The organism is Pseudoduganella sp. UC29_71 (genome assembly GCF_042693265.1).
Taxonomy (GTDB): Bacteria; Pseudomonadota; Gammaproteobacteria; order Burkholderiales; family Burkholderiaceae_D; genus Rugamonas.
The window spans coordinates 6,260,437-6,276,240 of record NZ_CP170549.1; the positions used below are offsets into that span (position 1 = coordinate 6,260,437).

Sequence of the window (15,804 nt, forward strand, 5' to 3'; positions counted from 1 at the left end):
CCCGGCGATAGACAGCGCGGGGGGCCGCGCGTACCATGCTGCATTGTGTCACATTGTTAATTCAAACAACTTGTTGGGAATCATGAGCGACCTGATCCACGAATTCATTTTCGCCAGCGCGGCGCGCACGCCGGCCGCCGAAGCCCTGGTGTACGGCCAGCGCCGGCTCGACTACGCGGCGCTGGCGCAAGCCGTGCGCGGCGCCGCCGACGCGCTGCTGGCCGCCGGCCTGGGACGGGGCGAGCGCGTCGCCGTCTACATGGAAAAGAACGTGGAAAACGTGGCCGCCATGTTCGGCGCGGCCGCCGCCGGCGGCGTGTTCGTGCCGGTCAACCCGCTGCTCAAGCCCGAGCAGGTGGCCTACATCATGGCCGACTGCAATGTGCGCGTGCTAGTGACCTCGGCTGACCGCCTGCGCCTGCTGGCGCCCAGCCTGGCGCTGTGCCCCGATTTGCGCATGGTGTTCGCCGTCAACCCGCACGGGCTGGAACTGCCCGCAGTGGCCGGCGTGTCCGTGCTGGGCTGGGACAGCGCCACCGCCGCGCCGCCCGGCATGGCGCCGCACCGCGCCATCGACACCGACATGGCCGCCATCCTGTACACCTCGGGCAGCACCGGCAAGCCGAAAGGTGTTGTTTTATCGCACCGCAACATGGTGGCCGGCGCCGTCAGCGTCTCGACCTACCTGGAAAACACGCCGGCCGACCGCCTGCTGGCCGTGCTGCCATTGTCCTTCGACTACGGCCTGAGCCAGCTGAGCACCGCCTTCCGCGTCGGCGCCACGGCCGTGCTGATCAACCACCTGCTGCCGCGCGACATCCTCAAGGCCGTGGCGGCCGAGCGCATCACCGGCCTGGCCGCCGTGCCGCCGCTGTGGATACAGATCGCCGGCCTGGACTGGCCGGCCGACTGCACGCTGCGCTACCTGACCAACTCCGGCGGCGCCATGCAGCGCCCCACGCTGGAGGCGCTGCGCAAGGCGCTGCCGAACGCGCGCCCCTTCCTGATGTACGGCCTGACCGAGGCGTTCCGCTCCACCTATCTGCCGCCGGACCAGGTGGACCTGCGCCCCGATTCCATGGGCAAGGCCATCCCCAACGCGGAAGTGATGGTGCTGCGCCCGGACGGCACGGAATGCGAGCCGCACGAGCCGGGCGAACTGGTGCACCGCGGCGCGCTGGTGTCGCTGGGCTACTGGAACGACCCGGCCAAGACGGCCGAGCGCTTCAAGCCCTACCGCGGCGCGGCCGGCATCGTGCTGGGCGAGATGGCCGTGTGGTCGGGCGACACCGTGCGCAAGGACGAGGAAGGCTATCTGTACTTTATCAGCCGCAACGACGAGATGATCAAGACCTCCGGCTACCGCGTCAGCCCGAGCGAGGTGGAGGAAGTGATCTACGCGCGCGAACAGGTGGCCGAGGCGGCTGCGCTGGGCGTGTCGCACCCGGCGCTGGGCCAGGCCATCGTGCTGGTGGCGCTGTGCAAGCCGGGCCGGGAAATGACGGCGGCCGAGCTGCTGGCCGCCTGCAAGCCGCACCTGCCGGCCTATATGCTGCCGCAGAAAATCATCATGGCCGAGACCAGCCTGCCGCGCAACCCGAACGGCAAGATAGACCGCAAGCTGCTTAGCCTGCAATACGAACACTGTTTTACGGAGCCTACCCAATGAGCACAACGAGCGCAGCGCGCCCCCAGCATGCGCCCCTGGTGCAATTTCCCGTGGTTGACGACTGCCTGCAGATCGGCGGCATGCCGCTGACGCGGCTGGCCGCGCGCGTCGGCCAGACCCCGTTCTACGCCTACGACCGCGCCGCCATGACGGCCCGCGTGGCCGAGCTGCGGCGCCACCTGCCGCCGGAAATCGAGCTGCATTACGCGATGAAGGCCAATCCCATGCCGGCCGTGGTGCAGCACATGGCCGGCCTGGTGGACGGCATTGACGTGGCCTCCGGCGGCGAGCTGCGGGTGGCGCTGGACACCACCATGGCGCCGCGCAACATCAGCTTCGCCGGTCCCGGCAAGAGCGACGCCGACCTGGCCTGCGCGGTGGCGGCCGGCATCGTGCTGAACATGGAATCGGCCGGCGAGATGGAGCGCATAGCGGCCATCGGCGAGCGGCTGGGCGTGCGCCCGCAAGTGGCGGTGCGCGTCAACCCGGACTTCGAGCTGAAATCGTCCGGCATGAAGATGGGCGGCGGCCCCAAGCAGTTCGGCGTGGACGCCGAACAGGTGCCGGCGCTGCTGGCGCGGCTGGGCGAGCTGGCGCTGGACTTCCACGGCTTCCACATCTTCAGCGGTTCGCAGAACCTGAAGGCCGAGGCCATCCAGGAAGCGCACGAGAAGACCTTCGCGCTGGCGCTGCGCCTGGCCGAACACACGCCGCGCCCGCTGCGCATGCTCAACATCGGCGGCGGCTTCGGCATTCCGTATTTCCCCGGCGAAGGCAGGCTGGACCTGGCGGCCGTGGGCGCGAACCTGCGGCGCCTGCTGCCCGGCGTCAAGCGCGCGCTGCCGGAAGCGCACATCGTCATCGAACTGGGGCGCTACCTGGTGGGCGAAGCCGGCGTCTACGTTAGCAAGGTCATCGAGCGCAAGGTCTCGCGCGGCCAGGTCTACCTGGTCACCGACGGCGGCCTGCACCACCACCTGTCGGCCTCGGGCAACTTCGGCCAGGTGATCCGCAAGAATTATCCCGTCGTGATCGGCAACAAGGTGCGCGCAGGCGCGCGCGAGACGGCGTCCGTGGTGGGGCCGCTGTGCACGCCGCTGGACTTGCTGGCGGACCAGATGGAGCTGGCCCAGGCCGGCCCCGGCGACCTGGCCGTGGTGTTCCAGTCCGGCGCCTATGGCCTGACGGCCAGCCCGGGCGCCTTCCTCAGCCATCCCGGCGCGCTGGAAGTGCTGGTTGGCAGCAATGAAGCAGCAGGAGGCGGCGTATGAGCGGCATTTGCGGTTGGATGGGGCACGGCCACGGCGCGGCGGACAACCGCGCCCTGATCGAGGCCATGGCGGCGCCGCTGGCGCGTTTCGACGCCAGCGCGGTGCAGGCGCTGGCCGGCAACGCCAGCGCGCTGGCCGTGGCGGCGGGCGCCGATTGCGCCCACAGCCTGCAGCGCGACGGCGTGTCCATCGCGCTGTGGGGCGATGTGCAGCTGCGCGACGCGGCGCGGCGCGAGCAGGCCGTGGCCGAAGGCATGGGCGCGGCCTTGCTGAGCTTGTGGAAGCAGGGCGCGGAGGCGCTGTGCAACGGCTTGCAGGGCGCGTTCGCGCTGGCCGTGCTGGACGAGCGCGCCGGCGAGGCGCTGCTGGCCATCGACCGCATGGGCACCCATCCGCTGGCCTGGCAGCTGGCCGGCGAGACGCTGGTGTTCGGCTCCTCGGCCGACAGCCTGGTGCGCCACCCGCAGACGCCCGGCAAAGTGGACCCGCAAGGCGTGTACAACTATGTGTACTTCCACATGGTGCCGGCGCCCGGCACCGTGTACCAGGGCCAGCAGCGCCTGCTGCCCGGCACTTATCTGCGCTACCGCCAGGGCCGCGTCGAAACCCAGGCCTACTGGCGCATGCAGTTCCAGGAAAACGGCAACCGTCCGTTCGCCGAGCTGAAGGACGAATTCCGCGACGTGCTGCGCAGCAGCGTGCGGGACGCCTGCGGCACGCAGCCGGTCGGCGCCTTCCTGTCCGGCGGCACCGACAGCTCGACCCTGGCCGGCATCCTGTGCGAAGTGGGCGGCAAGCCGGCCAAGACCTATTCGATCGGCTTCGAGGCCCAGGGCTACGACGAGATGGAATACGCGCGCATGGCCTCGCGCCATTTCGGCACCGAGCACCATGAATACTACGTGACGCCCACCGACGTGGCCGACGCCATCCCGCACATGGCGCAGGTGTTCGACCAGCCTTTCGGCAACGCCTCGGCGGTGCCGGCCTACTACTGCGCCCGCATGGCGCGCGCCGACGGCGTGGCGCGCATGTTTGGCGGCGACGGCGGCGACGAGCTGTTCGGCGGCAACGAGCGCTACTCCAAGCAGCATGTGTTCGCGCTGTACGAGCGCGTGCCCTCGCTGCTGCGCAAGGCGCTGCTGGAGCCGGCCGTGTTCAACTTCCCCGGCGGCGGCCACGTCAAGCTGCTGCGCAAGGCGCGCAGCTATATCGAGCAAGCCTCGGTGCCGATGCCGGCGCGCCTGGAAACCTACAACCTGCTGGGCCGCTACGGCCCCACCCAGGTGTTTACCGACGACTTCCTGGCCGGCGCCGACGTGGGCCAGCCGCTGGCCGGCCTGAACGCCACCTACGGCCTGAGCGACGCGCCCAGCCTGATCAACCGCATGCTGGCACTGGACCTGAAGGTGACCCTGGCTGACAACGACCTGCCGAAAGTGATGAAGGCGTGCGAGCTGGCCGGCATGGAAGTGGCGTTCCCCTTCCTGAGCGAGCAGATGGTGGCCTTCTCGGCCGGCCTGACGCCGCAGCAGAAGCTCAACGGCACCCAGCTGCGCTACTTCTTCAAGGAAGCGCTGCGCGACTTCCTGCCCAACGAGATCATCACCAAGCAGAAGCACGGCTTCGGCCTGCCGTTCGGCGTCTGGCTGCAGCAGAGCCCGCAGCTGCAGGCGCTGGCGGCCGACAGCTTGAGCGACCTGAAGCGGCGCGGCATCGTGCGCGCCGACTTCATCGGCAAGCTGATGGACCAGCACCTGGCCGAGCACGCCGGCTACCACGGCACCATGGTGTGGGTGCTGATGATGCTGGAGCAATGGTTCCGCCAGCGTCCTGCCACCGCGATGTGACGCAATGTGATTCCCTTGCGCATTTTGTTGCTCGGAAGAGTTATTGCTATTGCTACACATCTGTGATCATGCCAACATGGCAGGATGCTATCCGCCATCCTGTCGTCTGTTAACAAGAGGAAATATATGTCGCATCGCCTACACAAATTGACGGCTGCCGTCATCGCCGGAGCCTGTGTTCTGACCATCGGCCTGAGCGGCTGCAAGAAAGAGGAGTCGGCGGCGACGCTGGTGGCCCAAGCCAAGCAGTTTCAGCAGAAGGGCGACATTCCTGCCGCCGTCATCCAGCTCAAGAACGCGCTGGCGGCCAGCCCGGAGGACGCCGAGGCGCGCTACCTGCTGGCCAAGCTGTCGCTGGACAGCGGCGACGTGCTGGCGGCCGACAAGGAAATCCGCAAGGCCATCAGCCTGAAGTATCCGGACGCGCAGACCATGCCGGTTCTGGCGCGCGTGCTGCTGCTGCAGGGTAAGTTCCAGGCCGCGCTGGACGAAACGGAGGTCGCCGCCAAGGCCGGCGGCGCGGAACTGCTGTGCGCGCGGGCCGACGCCCTGTTGGCGTTGGGCAAGCGCGACGAGGCCAAGGCGTTGTTCGAGTCGGTGGCGCAAGGCCAGCCTGCTTTCGCGCCGGCGCTGGTGGGCTTGGGCCGGGTGGCCTTCCTGGCGCGCGATCCGGCTGCCGCCATGGCGTATGCCGACCAGGCGGTGGTGGCAGCACCGAAAAGCGACGAGGCGCTGCTGTTCAAGGCCGACCTGCTGCGTGCCCAGAACAAGCCCGAGCAGGCGCTGGAAGCCTACGCGCAGGTGCTGGTGGCCAATCCGGCGCACCGCTCGGCCCACATCGAAAAAGCCTATCTGGAAATTGCCTCCGGCAAGTATGAGCAGGCCCAGGCCGACCTGGTGGCGGCCAAGAAGATCACCCCCAACAGCATGATGGTGACTTACACGCAGGCTTTGCTGGACTTCACCCAAGGCAAGAACGCGGCGGCGCTGGAGTCGCTGCAGAAAGTGCTGCGCGCCGCCCCCGAGCATATGCCCAGCATCCTGCTGGCCGGCGCGGTCAATCTGAACCTGGGTTCCATGCAGCAGGCCGAGCAGCACCTGCGTAAATACCTGGAGAAGAATCCGGACAATCTGTACGCCCGCAAAATGCTGGCCACGACCCTGCTGCGCGGCGGCCAGACGCCGGACGCGCTGGCAGTGCTGGCGCCCGCGCTCAAGGGCAGCGACGCGCCCGACGTGCAGCTGCTGGCGCTGGCCGGCGAATCCTATATGCAGGCGCGCGACTTCAACAAAGCCACCGAGTATTTTGAGAAGGCCAGTGCGCTGGAGCCGAAGGCGGCCGCGCTGCGCACCTCGTTGGGCTTGAGCAAGCTGGGCAAGGGAGACAAGGCGCAGGGCATCAGCGACCTGGAGGCGGCGGCCGCCCTCGACAGCAAGTCGCTGCAGTCCGGCATCGCCCTGATCCGCGCCGAAATCGGCCTGCGCAATTATGACAAGGCGCTGGCGGCGGCAGCGCAGCTGGCCAAGAGCCAGCCGGACAACCCGGAAGTGTCGCACTTGGCCGGCGTGGCCTCGCTCGGCAAGGGCGATGCGGCGGCCGCGCGCGCCAGTTTCCAGCAGGCGCTGAAGCAGCAGCCAACCTTCTTCCCGGCCGTCTCCAGCCTGGTGCAGCTGGACGTGTACGACAAAAAGCCGGAGGACGCCCGCGCTCGCCTGCTGGCCTTCCTGGAAAAAGACAAGAAGAGCGTGGACGCGATGACTGCGCTGGCCGGTGTGGCTGCCGTGCGCGAGCAACCGGCGGAAGTGCAGAGCTGGCTGGAGAAAGCCCACGCCGAGCAGCCCGACGCATTGGCGCCGGCCTTGCGTCTGGGCCTGCATTATCTGCGCAGCGGCAAGGCGCCGCAGTCGTTGGCGCTGGCGCGCAAGATGCTGGTGGCGTCGCCGTCCAACACTGAGCTGCTGGAACTGCAGGCGCAAAGCCAGCTGGCCGCCAAGGACCCCGGCGCCGCGCTCGAGTCGTACAGCAAGATTGCCGGCCTGCTGCCCAAGTCGGGCGTGGCGCAACTGCACCTGGCCGAAGTGCACCTGCAACTGAAAAACGAGGCCGCCGCCGCCGAGGATGTGAAAAAAGCCTTGCAGCTGCAGCCGGACCTGGCCCAGGCGCAGCTGCTGCAGGCCGAATTGCTGATGCGCCAGGGCAAGCCCGACGCCGCGCTGGCGCAGGCGCGCCAGTTGCAGAAGCAGCATGACAAGATGCCGGCCGGCTTCCTGCTGGAAGGCGACATCCTGAGCGTGCAGGGCAAGCCGGCGCAAGCCGTGCCGGCCTACGACAAGGCGCTGGCGCTGTCCAGGGCGCCCGGCGCGCTGCTCAAGCTGGCCGACGCGATGAAGCGCGCCGGCAAGGCCAAGGAAGCCGAGCTGCGCGTCGCGCAGTGGCGCAAGGACAACCCGGCCGAACCGATGGTGGCGATGTACCAGGCCGAATCCAGCCTGGCGGCCAAACAATACCCGGTTGCAATCGAGCAATTCGAGGCTATCCTGAAAGCAAACCCGAAAAACGCGGTGGCGCACAACAATCTGGCGCAAGCGTATTTGCAGCTGAAGGACAAGCGCGCACTGGCGTCGGCTGAACAAGCCGCCAAGCTGGTGCCCAACCACCCGGCCATCATGGACACCCTGGGCTGGGTGCTGGTGGAGCAGGGCGATGTGGCGCGCGGCTTGCCGCTGCTGCAAAAAGCGGCTGCGGCGGCCGAAGGCAATAGCGAAATCCGCTATCACTATGCCGCTGCCCTGAGCAAATCCGGCGACAAGGCCGGCGCGCGCAAGGAATTGGAACAGCTGTTGGCCAAGGGAAATAACTTCCCGCAGGCCGACGACGCGCGGGCGTTGTTGAAACAACTCTGATCCGGCCTCGGCGAGCCGCAAAGCCGCTTGCACGGCGGCTTTGCGGACGTGCGCACGGTTGAATTCGGCTGTGCGTGCTGGCCGGAAATAGGTTATCTTTGCGCCTGGGCCTTGGCTTGCATGACGTGAGCCAGTGCCCGGCGCCCGACTGATGTGCAGACTAGGAACACAGCCATGCTGTCCAATCTGTTCGAGCGTTTTGTTGGCAAACGCGACATTCTGATCCCGTATTTCGACTTTGCCAGCGTCGGGAAAGGCATGATGGATTCGGCCGTGCTGGCCGAGATTTACCGCCTGCGTTACGAGGTGTATTGCCTGGAATGCCATTACCTGGACGCGGCCGAGTTTGACGAAGGCAAGGAAACGGACGAGTACGACGATTGCTCGATCCATTTCGCCGCCTACACGCGCGACCAGGCCATGGTGGGCACGGTACGGCTGGTGCAGCCGAAGGACGGGCAAGTCTATCCGTTCGAGTCGCACTGCACCGTGTTCGAGGACTTCACCATGCCGCCGCGCGAGCAGGCCGGCGAGGTGTCGCGGCTGGTGGTGAAAAAGACCCACCGGCGGCGGCGCGGCGATTCGCTGGAAGGCGTATCCAAGGAGTTCATGGACCAACAGGGGGGGCCGGCGGCGATCAAGCCGCCCAGCGGCAAGGAGCAGCGCACCAACAGTCCGCTGTTGCTGCTGGGGCTGTACCGCGAGATGTACCGCTACAGCCGCAAGAACGGCATCCGTTACTGGTATGCCGCCATGGAGCGCTCGCTGGCGCGTTCGCTGGACAAGATGGGGTTCCGCTTCGTCCCCATCGGTCCGCAGGTGGACTATTACGGGCCGGTCACGCCCCATATGGTTGACCTGCACGAACTGAGCGAGCGATTGAAGCAAGAAAACCGATTCCTGGCTGCATGGTTCAACGATGAGCCTATCCCGTTCTGGATCGTGGTGAAAACCATGGTAGGCACGTTCATGATAGGGCGCGGCAGGAAGAAATGAACCCGTAGGAGAACTGGCCGTATGGCGCACGTATTTGACAATCCTGGCTACCGCAGTGTACTGACCCGCCAGGAATACCAGGCCCATTTCGAAACCGTGGACCGCGCCAACCGCAATATTTTCCGCTCCTTTCGCGGCGACCAGCAAGGCAAGGTGCCGCACGACATCTTCAAGCTGCGTTACGACGTGTACTGCATCGAGTGCGCCTTTTTGCCGCAGGCCGAACAGGCCGGCGGCATGGAAGTGGACGAGTACGAGACCAATGCCGTGCACATCGCCGCTTATTCGCTGGACGAGACCCTGATCGGCACGGTGCGCCTGGTGCAGCCGCAGGACGAGCAGCCCTATCCCTTCGAGCGCCACTGCGCCGTGTTCGACCACGTCGAGCTGCCGCCGCGCGCGCTGTCCTGCGAGATTTCGCGCCTGGTGGTGCGCAAGGACCACCGCCGCCGGCGCGCCGACAGCCTGGCCGGCGTGCCCGGCCTGCCGGCCCAGGTGCCCGAGGTCGAGCGCCGGCACGGCGAGCGCCGCCGCGAATCACCGATGCTGTTGTTCGGCATGTACCGCGAAATGTACCGCCACAGCCGCCAGGCCGGCATCCGCTACTGGTTTGCCGCCATGGAGCGCGCGCTGGCGCAGTCGCTGGCGCGCATGGGCTTCGGCTTCAAGGCGATCGGGCCGCAGGCCGACTATTACGGCGCCGTGGTGCCCTATGTGCTGGACCTGCATGCCATGGAAGCCAAGCTGGCGGCCGAGAATCCGGCCCTGTCGGCCTGGATGCAGGAGCGGCCGCACGCCTTGCTGCCGCGCCTGTCCTGGCAGCAGAACCCGGCGCGCGGCCTGACGCGCGCGCTGTCGCGCGCCCGCGCCGATTAGTCGGCGCTGATCTTGATTTTCTTGGTGGTGTGGTTGCGGAAGCTGTGCACCGTGATGTAGGGCGCGGACGGCACGTCCAGCCCGGCCAGCATGTCGTGCATCATGGCCAGGCCCATCGAGCCGACCGTGAAGCTGCCCACTGAAATCTGCGAGGCCGGGCAGGGCCGGCCGTCTTCCATGATGGTCAGCGCGCGGCCCACCTGCTCGACCACCTGGGCGTCCAGGTGCACCCCGATGCGGCCCATGATTTTCCCGAACACATTCGAATAGCTGACATCGCCTTCGGCGGTGGCTGCCGCCACGTCTTTGGCCAGGATGTCGGCCAGCGATTCCGGCGCGTCCGGCGGGAAGTGCAGCACGCCGGCGCCAAAGCCGATCGACAGCGCCGTGAAGATGTGCTTGCCCATCGCCTTGGCGGTGCCGTGCAGGTGCAGGATGGCTTCCAGGTCGAGGAAATCGATGGTGTCGAACACGATGTCGACCTTGGACACCAGCTCGGCCACATTGCTCTTGTCCAGGTTGGCCTGGATGGTTTCCACCTTGGCGGTCGGATTGATGCGCAGGATCTGCCGTTTCAGCGCTTCCACCTTGGGGCTGCCGATGTCGTCGAAGTCGAAGAACTGGCGGTTCAGGTTGTGCAGGTCGACCGTGTCGCCGTCGATCAGCACGAAATGCTGGAAGCCCATGCGCGTGGCCGCCACCGGCAGCGCGCTGCCCAGCCCGGCGCCCGCGATCAGCAGCCGCGTCTCGCGGATCTTGGCTTGGGTGGCCTTGTTTACGTAGCCGTCATTGCGTGTGACAAAGCGGTCATAGTCGAATTCGATAGCCATAGTGCCCCCGGTAAGGATAAATGGGTGTGGCCGCGCGGCGGCCTGCTTTAATTCCAGATTGACAAGAGAATAGTAGCGCAACATGGCGCTCCTGCCCAGCTTGCTGTCTGTCGATATTCTTTACAATTGCCCTTGCCCGAGCGTGCCGAATTGACTGTTGCGGCGGCATCGGACAGCGCCGCCGGGCGGCCTGCGCTGGCCGCGCAACGTGTGGCACGGCGTTTTTCTAACCACCAGGCAACAATTGTGACGCCGCTTGTCGGCTTTCTTTACAGTGCTGGCCAATTTGAAAAAATGTCCAGCTGGACAAAAACGACACGGCACCCCGCCGCTGCTGGGGCGGCGGCCCGGACACGCGATTTTTCGACGGGCTGGCACAGCGATTGCTTTACAGGGATATGACGCTAATCTTGACGGCGCCCCCCAACCACTGGAGATCAAATATGAAACTCAAACAATTGCTGGCAGGCGCCGCATTCGGACTGGCCGCCGCCAGCGCCTCGGCCGCTTCCATTCCACTGAACAGCATCGCCGGCCAGCTGGACATCAAGCTGATGGGCCTGACCACGGAAACCAAGCTGACCGCAAGCTCGAACGAATCGACCTGGGGTATCGGCGCCATCACGTCGATCGACGCGACCGGCCTGGGCACCTGGTCCGCCGGCGCGTCCGACGGTTACTACCTGTACTACATGCTGTACGGTATCGCCGACCTGAGCAACACCTCCGGCGGCAGCTACGGCAACAACCTGTACAACATCGGCTGCACCGGCGGCGATTGCGACGGCAAGATCCACCTGGACGTGTACCGCAGCACCACCGACCTGAGCACGATCTACAACACCAAGAACGCCAATCCGAACGGCCGCACCGGTTTCGACACGTATAGCCTGTTCGCCGGCATGGAGAAATACCTGGCGGTGGAATTCGTCTCGGGCCTGTATGCCGACGATCCGACCACGCCGCAGGATGAAACCACCGCCACCATGTTCCAGAACGTCAGCAACCTGACGCTGGGCGCAGGCGACATTTCCGGCCAGGGCAACTTCGCCGCCAACGTGGTAGGCGGCACCCAGGCAACCAAATGGCAGACCGGCCAGGTTGGCGGCAATGACCTGGACGGCATCTTCACGCTGCGCAGCAATGGTCCATCGGGCACGCCACCGTTCAACATCCAGACTGGCACTTGCACCGACGCGCAGATCACCGCAGGCGATTGCTTCGCCGGCTATATCAACGACCCAGTGCGCGCTGTTGTGATTCCTGAGCCTGGTTCGCTGGCCATCTTCGGCCTGGGCCTGGCAGGCCTGGCAGCTCTGCGCCGCCGCAAGCAGCAGTAATCCGGCTTCCGCAGCAAGCTGAAAACCCCGCCTGGGATACCAGGCGGGGGTTTTTTGCTTAGGGCTTGCGCCGCGCGCCGCCGGCGCCCGTGGCGGACGGGGTGGGATGGACGGCATGCTTGTACAGCCGCGCCAGGCGCTTCACGTATTCCTGCGTTTCCGCGTAGGGCGGCACGCCCTTGTACTGGTCGACCGCCTTCTCGCCCGCATTGTAGGCGGCCGCCACCAGCTGCACGTCGCCGCGGAAGTAGCCCAGCAGCCAGCGCAGGTAGGCCAGGCCGCCGCGGATATTCTGCTCGGCGTCGAAGGCGTCCTTGACGCGGAAGCGCTCGGCCGTCTCCGGGATCAGCTGCATCAGCCCCTGCGCGTTTTTGGGCGATACGGCGCGCGTGTTGAAACCGGACTCGATGGCGATGATGGCCATGGCCAGCCTGGGGTCGACCTCGAACTGCGGCGCCAGCACCTCCACCAGCGCGCCGATCTGCTTGCTGGCGGCCTGCTCGTAGACGGCGCGCGGCTCCGCTTCCATGGCCACGAACGGGGTGTCGGGCAGCATGCAGGCCGGCAGCGGCGTGCTGGGCGCGGCATTGGTCATGTGCAGCATGGCTTGCGCCTGCGGGTGGCCCTGGGCGGCGGCCAGCGCGAACAGCTGGGCGGCGGCGCCGTCGTCGCGCGCGGCGCCGCGGCCGTTGGCCAGCATCCAGCCCAGCGCGTACTGCCCCTGCGCATTGCCGGCGCGCGCGGCGCGGCAGTACAGGGCCAGCGCCTGCGGCAGGTCGCGCGGCACCCCTTCGCCGTGCTCCAGCCGCACCGCCGACGCCAGCAGCTCCGCCATGCCGCCTGCCGCCGCCGGGGCGGCGCCGGCCTCAGCGCAAGCCGGGCCGCAGCAGGCCAGCAGCGCGGCCAGCAGCGCGGCGTGCGGGCGGCGGGTGCGGTGGAGGGGGTGGAACGGTGCCGTCATGCTGCGCTCCCATGAGTGCCGGACGATGCTTCATTGTAGAGCAGTCAAGCCTGTTCGGACTGATCTTTGTCTTTCGGCGACAGGAAAGCCTTGTGGAACAAATGGCGCGCCAGCAGCAGCGGCGGCATGCGCAGCCAGTTGGCGCGGATGTAGAGCAGGAAGCGGGCGGCGGGCGTGTAGCGGTCGCCGCAGCTGGCGTGCGCGGGCAGCAGCGCGCGCAGGTAGAGCGCGTCCATCAGGCGCAGCAGCAGGGCGCCGGGGCGGCCCGGCATGGCGCCGGCCTGCGCTTGCGGCGGCAGCGGCGTGTGCAGCAGCAGCGCCGTGTAGCGCAGCGCGTAGAACAGCGGACGCTGCAGTTGCAGGCGCGCCGCGCGTTCCTGCAGCGCGGCCCAGAAGCCGGGCTGGCCGGCGTAGTGGCGCAGCAGGCTGTCCAGGTCCACCAGGTCGCGCAGGCCGTGGTCGAGCTCGCCGTCGAAGAACAGATGGGTGGCGCTGTGCAGCACCAGGTCGGGCGGCGCCAGCACGTACAGGCCGGGCTGGCCGGGCAGCGCCTGCGCGGCGGCGCGCAGCTGCGCCGGGTCGGGATGGACCGGCGCGGTGGGCGGCAGGATGGCGTGGTGCACGTCGATCGCGGTGCCGCGCTTGACGTGCTCCATCGGCGGCAGCTCGTGCATCCACTCGCGGTAGTAGCGCTGGTCGTAGGCGTCCAGGTGGGTGCTGGCCCAGCCGTGCAGCATCAGCGCCGCCTCGGCGTCGTCCAGCTTGTCCTTGGGCAGCAGGATGTCGATGTCGGAGAACAGCCGGCCGCGCGCCGGCGGCAGCCCGGCCAGCGCGTAGGCCGCGCCCTTGAGCAGGATCAGCGGCGTGTCCAGCGCGGCCAGCGCGCGCCGGATCTGCGCCACCTCCCAGTGCACGGCCTGGCTGTGGCGCTCGGCCACCGTGCGCGTCCACTCCAGCTGGCGCCGCGCCGGCGCGGGGATGCGCTCCAGCTCGCCGCGCGCCTGCAGCAGGTAGTACAGGCGCGGCTGCAGATTGGCGCTGGCGCACTGGCGCAGCAGCACGTTCCACTGGGCGCTGTCGTAGCCGGCCAGCAGGTCGGGCTGGCGGAAGGCCAGCACCGCCAGCGGCAGCATGGACGCGCCGCTCACGGCTGCTCCGCCAGGCGCGCGAACAGCTCGACCGCCTCGTCCAGCTGGCTGTACACGAAGCTATAGCACTGCGCCGCGCCGACCAGGCCGGCCATGGCCTCGAAGCCGCGCTCGGCCAGCAAGCTGTAGTTGAAGGAATTCTGTGCCACCGTCAGCACCGTGGGCGCCTTGGGCAGCGCCGTCAGCGCGGTGGCGGCGCCGGCCTGGTAGCGCGGGAACACGATCCAGCCGGGCGCGGCCGTGTCGGCCCAGCGCGCCACGCTGTCGGGCGGCGCCTGCAGGTGCGCCACCGTGCCCTTGACGGTGTCGGCCACGGACGGGCTGAACACGGCGCCGCCCAGATAGGACTGCATCAGCGGGATGGAGGCGTTCTTCAGGCTGATCGGGCGCGGCAGCGGCTGCAGGCGGCCGTCGGCCAGCTGCACCAGGGCCAGCTCGTCGGACAGCAGCCGCCAGCCGCGGTGCGCCAGCGCCGCGCACAGCGTGCTCTTGCCGGAGCCGGGCGGGGCCGGCAGGATCAGCGCGCGGCCGTGGCGTTCCAGCACGGCCGCGTGGATGATCAGGCAGTCGTGCACGCGGCTCGATACGCACCAGTTCAAGCCCCATTCGAACATGGGGAAGGCTTGCGCCAGCGGCAGCGGCTTGAACAGCGAGTCGCCGTTGTGCATCAGCAGCACTTGCGGGCGCCACCAGCGGCGCAGCCCGGCCGGGCGCACCACTTGCAGGTGGAAGTCGGCGAAGGCGTCCGCGCCGTGCAGCGGGTAGCTGCCGTACAGCAGGCCCAGGCCGTGCGCCACGCTGGGCACGCTGCTTTCAAGGTGGGTGGTGTAGGCGCCGGTCTGCAGTACGATGCCGCCGTGCGCCAGGCGCCGCGCCAGTTCGGCCGGCGCCAGCGAGGACAGGGTCAGCATGCGGCCCGGTCCACCAGGTCGAGGGCGCGCAGGTCGGCCAGCAGCGCGTCCAGTTGCGGCAGCGCATCGGCGTCCAGCTGCAAGGCGGCGGCCAGCGCGGCCGCGTCGGCGGCGCCCGGCTGCAGCGCGTTCAGCACTTCGATGGCGGCGGCGTCGAGCAGGTGGGTATCGCCCGACAGGTTGTTGTACAGCACGAACTGCTCGCCGTCCCAGCTATGGCTGCGCAGCCGCTGGCCCGGCATCAGGCGCCACATGGTAAAACAGAGTCAGTGAGCATGCGGCCGTGTCAGTCCATGGTGCCGCGCAAATAGTTGACGATTTCCGCGCCATACCAGCGCTTGCCGGCGATCGGCGTGTAGTAGCCGCGGCCGGCGCCGCCGGTGCGCCAGTACTCGTTCCAGATCGCCTGCACGCGGTCCGGCTTGAGGAAGGAGGTGTAGCCCTTGAGCGCGTTCTGATAGGCCGCGATGCAGTGCATGGCGACGTTGTCCGCATCGCAATCCTGGTGCGTGAGCAAGGTCATCATGGTCTTGTTGTAGAAGCCGCTGGTGCTGGAGCAGTTGAAACGCTTCTGGAACTTGACCGTGCTCACGCAGCTGCTGTGCCAGGCGGACTCGTGGTTTTTCCAGTAGCCGGGCGACAGGCCCTGGCACACCACCTGGTGCGGGCTGTGGCTGTTCAGGTTGCCCGATGCGTTGCCCGACGGCGAGGTGCAGATGCTGCATGCCATGCCGGGCTGGCTTTTCACGGTCAGGATGGCGCCGACGGCGGCCGCGCCCCGGGTGGCGAAGCGGCGGCGCGCGGCGCCGGCGAAGGCCGGTTTGGCGCTGCCGGAGTCCGTGCCGGGGGCTGCGGGCGGCAGCTGCGGGGCGCCGTTGTCCCCGTCGTGCTGGTCTAGGTTAGCCACGTCTGTATCCTTGGTAAGCGGTGGGCCGGGAGGCCGAATTCTGGTAATGAATGGAAACGAAGCAATATTCGTTCCCATGCGAGGAAAGCGCGGCGAGCTTGAGAAAAATCAACGACTTAGCGAGTTTTTCAGCGTGCCGCG

The 15,804-nt window shown here is 67.6% G+C and carries 13 protein-coding genes; 7 read left to right on the forward strand and 6 right to left on the reverse strand.

The annotated features are described in order from the left end of the window. Positions 1-82: 82 nt before the first annotated feature. From ACFJI2_RS27995 to ACFJI2_RS28020, 6 genes are all read left to right on the forward strand, one after another. Positions 83-1,669, forward strand: coding sequence for an acyl-CoA ligase (AMP-forming), exosortase A system-associated (locus tag ACFJI2_RS27995; RefSeq protein WP_377702787.1), 1,587 nt, complete (start codon positions 83-85; stop codon positions 1,667-1,669). After that, the gene (locus ACFJI2_RS28000; RefSeq protein ID WP_377702788.1) at positions 1,666-2,940 is read left to right on the forward strand and encodes a pyridoxal-dependent decarboxylase, exosortase A system-associated; all 1,275 of its coding nucleotides are present in this window, start codon (positions 1,666-1,668) and stop codon (positions 2,938-2,940) included. The genes ACFJI2_RS27995 and ACFJI2_RS28000 overlap by 4 nt, the downstream gene beginning before the upstream one ends. Then, entirely contained in the window at positions 2,937-4,790 is a 1,854-nt protein-coding gene (locus ACFJI2_RS28005) for an asparagine synthetase B family protein (RefSeq protein ID WP_377702789.1), read from the forward strand. Before ACFJI2_RS28000 ends, ACFJI2_RS28005 begins: the two co-directional genes overlap by 4 nt. A 126-nt stretch (positions 4,791-4,916) precedes the next feature. Further along, positions 4,917-7,694 (forward strand): XrtA/PEP-CTERM system TPR-repeat protein PrsT, encoded by a 2,778-nt coding sequence (gene prsT, locus ACFJI2_RS28010; RefSeq protein ID WP_377702790.1) that lies wholly within the window; start codon positions 4,917-4,919, stop codon positions 7,692-7,694. Between the two features lie 174 nt (positions 7,695-7,868). Then, positions 7,869-8,690: a PEP-CTERM/exosortase system-associated acyltransferase gene (locus tag ACFJI2_RS28015; RefSeq protein ID WP_377702791.1), complete on the forward strand. Its 822-nt coding sequence runs from the start codon at positions 7,869-7,871 to the stop codon at positions 8,688-8,690. Between the two features lie 21 nt (positions 8,691-8,711). Further along, positions 8,712-9,566, forward strand: coding sequence for a PEP-CTERM/exosortase system-associated acyltransferase (locus tag ACFJI2_RS28020; RefSeq protein WP_377702792.1), 855 nt, complete (start codon positions 8,712-8,714; stop codon positions 9,564-9,566). Here ACFJI2_RS28020 and ACFJI2_RS28025 read toward each other — a convergent pair. After that, positions 9,563-10,396 carry a ThiF family adenylyltransferase gene (locus ACFJI2_RS28025; RefSeq protein WP_107869780.1) on the reverse strand — a complete coding sequence of 278 codons (834 nt, stop codon included), beginning with the start codon at positions 10,394-10,396 and terminating at the stop codon, positions 9,563-9,565. The genes ACFJI2_RS28020 and ACFJI2_RS28025 overlap by 4 nt on opposite strands. 443 nt (positions 10,397-10,839) lie before the next feature. Between ACFJI2_RS28025 and ACFJI2_RS28030 the strand changes: the two genes are divergently transcribed. Then, entirely contained in the window at positions 10,840-11,736 is an 897-nt protein-coding gene (locus tag ACFJI2_RS28030; protein WP_377702793.1) for a PEP-CTERM sorting domain-containing protein, read from the forward strand. A 58-nt stretch (positions 11,737-11,794) separates the two neighbouring features. Here the strand turns inward: ACFJI2_RS28030 and ACFJI2_RS28035 are convergent, their stop codons facing one another. Genes ACFJI2_RS28035 through ACFJI2_RS28055 form a run of 5 tightly spaced genes read right to left on the reverse strand, consistent with a single transcriptional unit; the run spans position 11,795 to position 15,663 of the window. After that, a complete protein-coding gene (locus ACFJI2_RS28035; RefSeq protein ID WP_377702794.1) occupies positions 11,795-12,697 on the reverse strand; it encodes a lytic transglycosylase domain-containing protein in 903 nt (300 codons plus the stop codon). A gap of 44 nt (positions 12,698-12,741) precedes the next feature. Further along, a complete protein-coding gene (locus ACFJI2_RS28040; RefSeq protein ID WP_377702795.1) occupies positions 12,742-13,845 on the reverse strand; it encodes a nucleotidyltransferase family protein in 1,104 nt (367 codons plus the stop codon). After that, positions 13,842-14,756 (reverse strand): HprK-related kinase A, encoded by a 915-nt coding sequence (locus tag ACFJI2_RS28045; RefSeq protein ID WP_377702796.1) that lies wholly within the window; start codon positions 14,754-14,756, stop codon positions 13,842-13,844. Before ACFJI2_RS28045 ends, ACFJI2_RS28040 begins: the two co-directional genes overlap by 4 nt. Further along, positions 14,750-15,010 carry an HPr-rel-A system PqqD family peptide chaperone gene (locus tag ACFJI2_RS28050; protein ID WP_377702797.1) on the reverse strand — a complete coding sequence of 87 codons (261 nt, stop codon included), beginning with the start codon at positions 15,008-15,010 and terminating at the stop codon, positions 14,750-14,752. The genes ACFJI2_RS28045 and ACFJI2_RS28050 overlap by 7 nt, the downstream gene beginning before the upstream one ends. A gap of 32 nt (positions 15,011-15,042) precedes the next feature. Continuing rightward, complete coding sequence (locus ACFJI2_RS28055) at positions 15,043-15,663, reverse strand: hypothetical protein (protein ID WP_377702798.1); 621 nt, start codon at positions 15,661-15,663, stop codon at positions 15,043-15,045. Positions 15,664-15,804 lie beyond the last annotated feature (141 nt).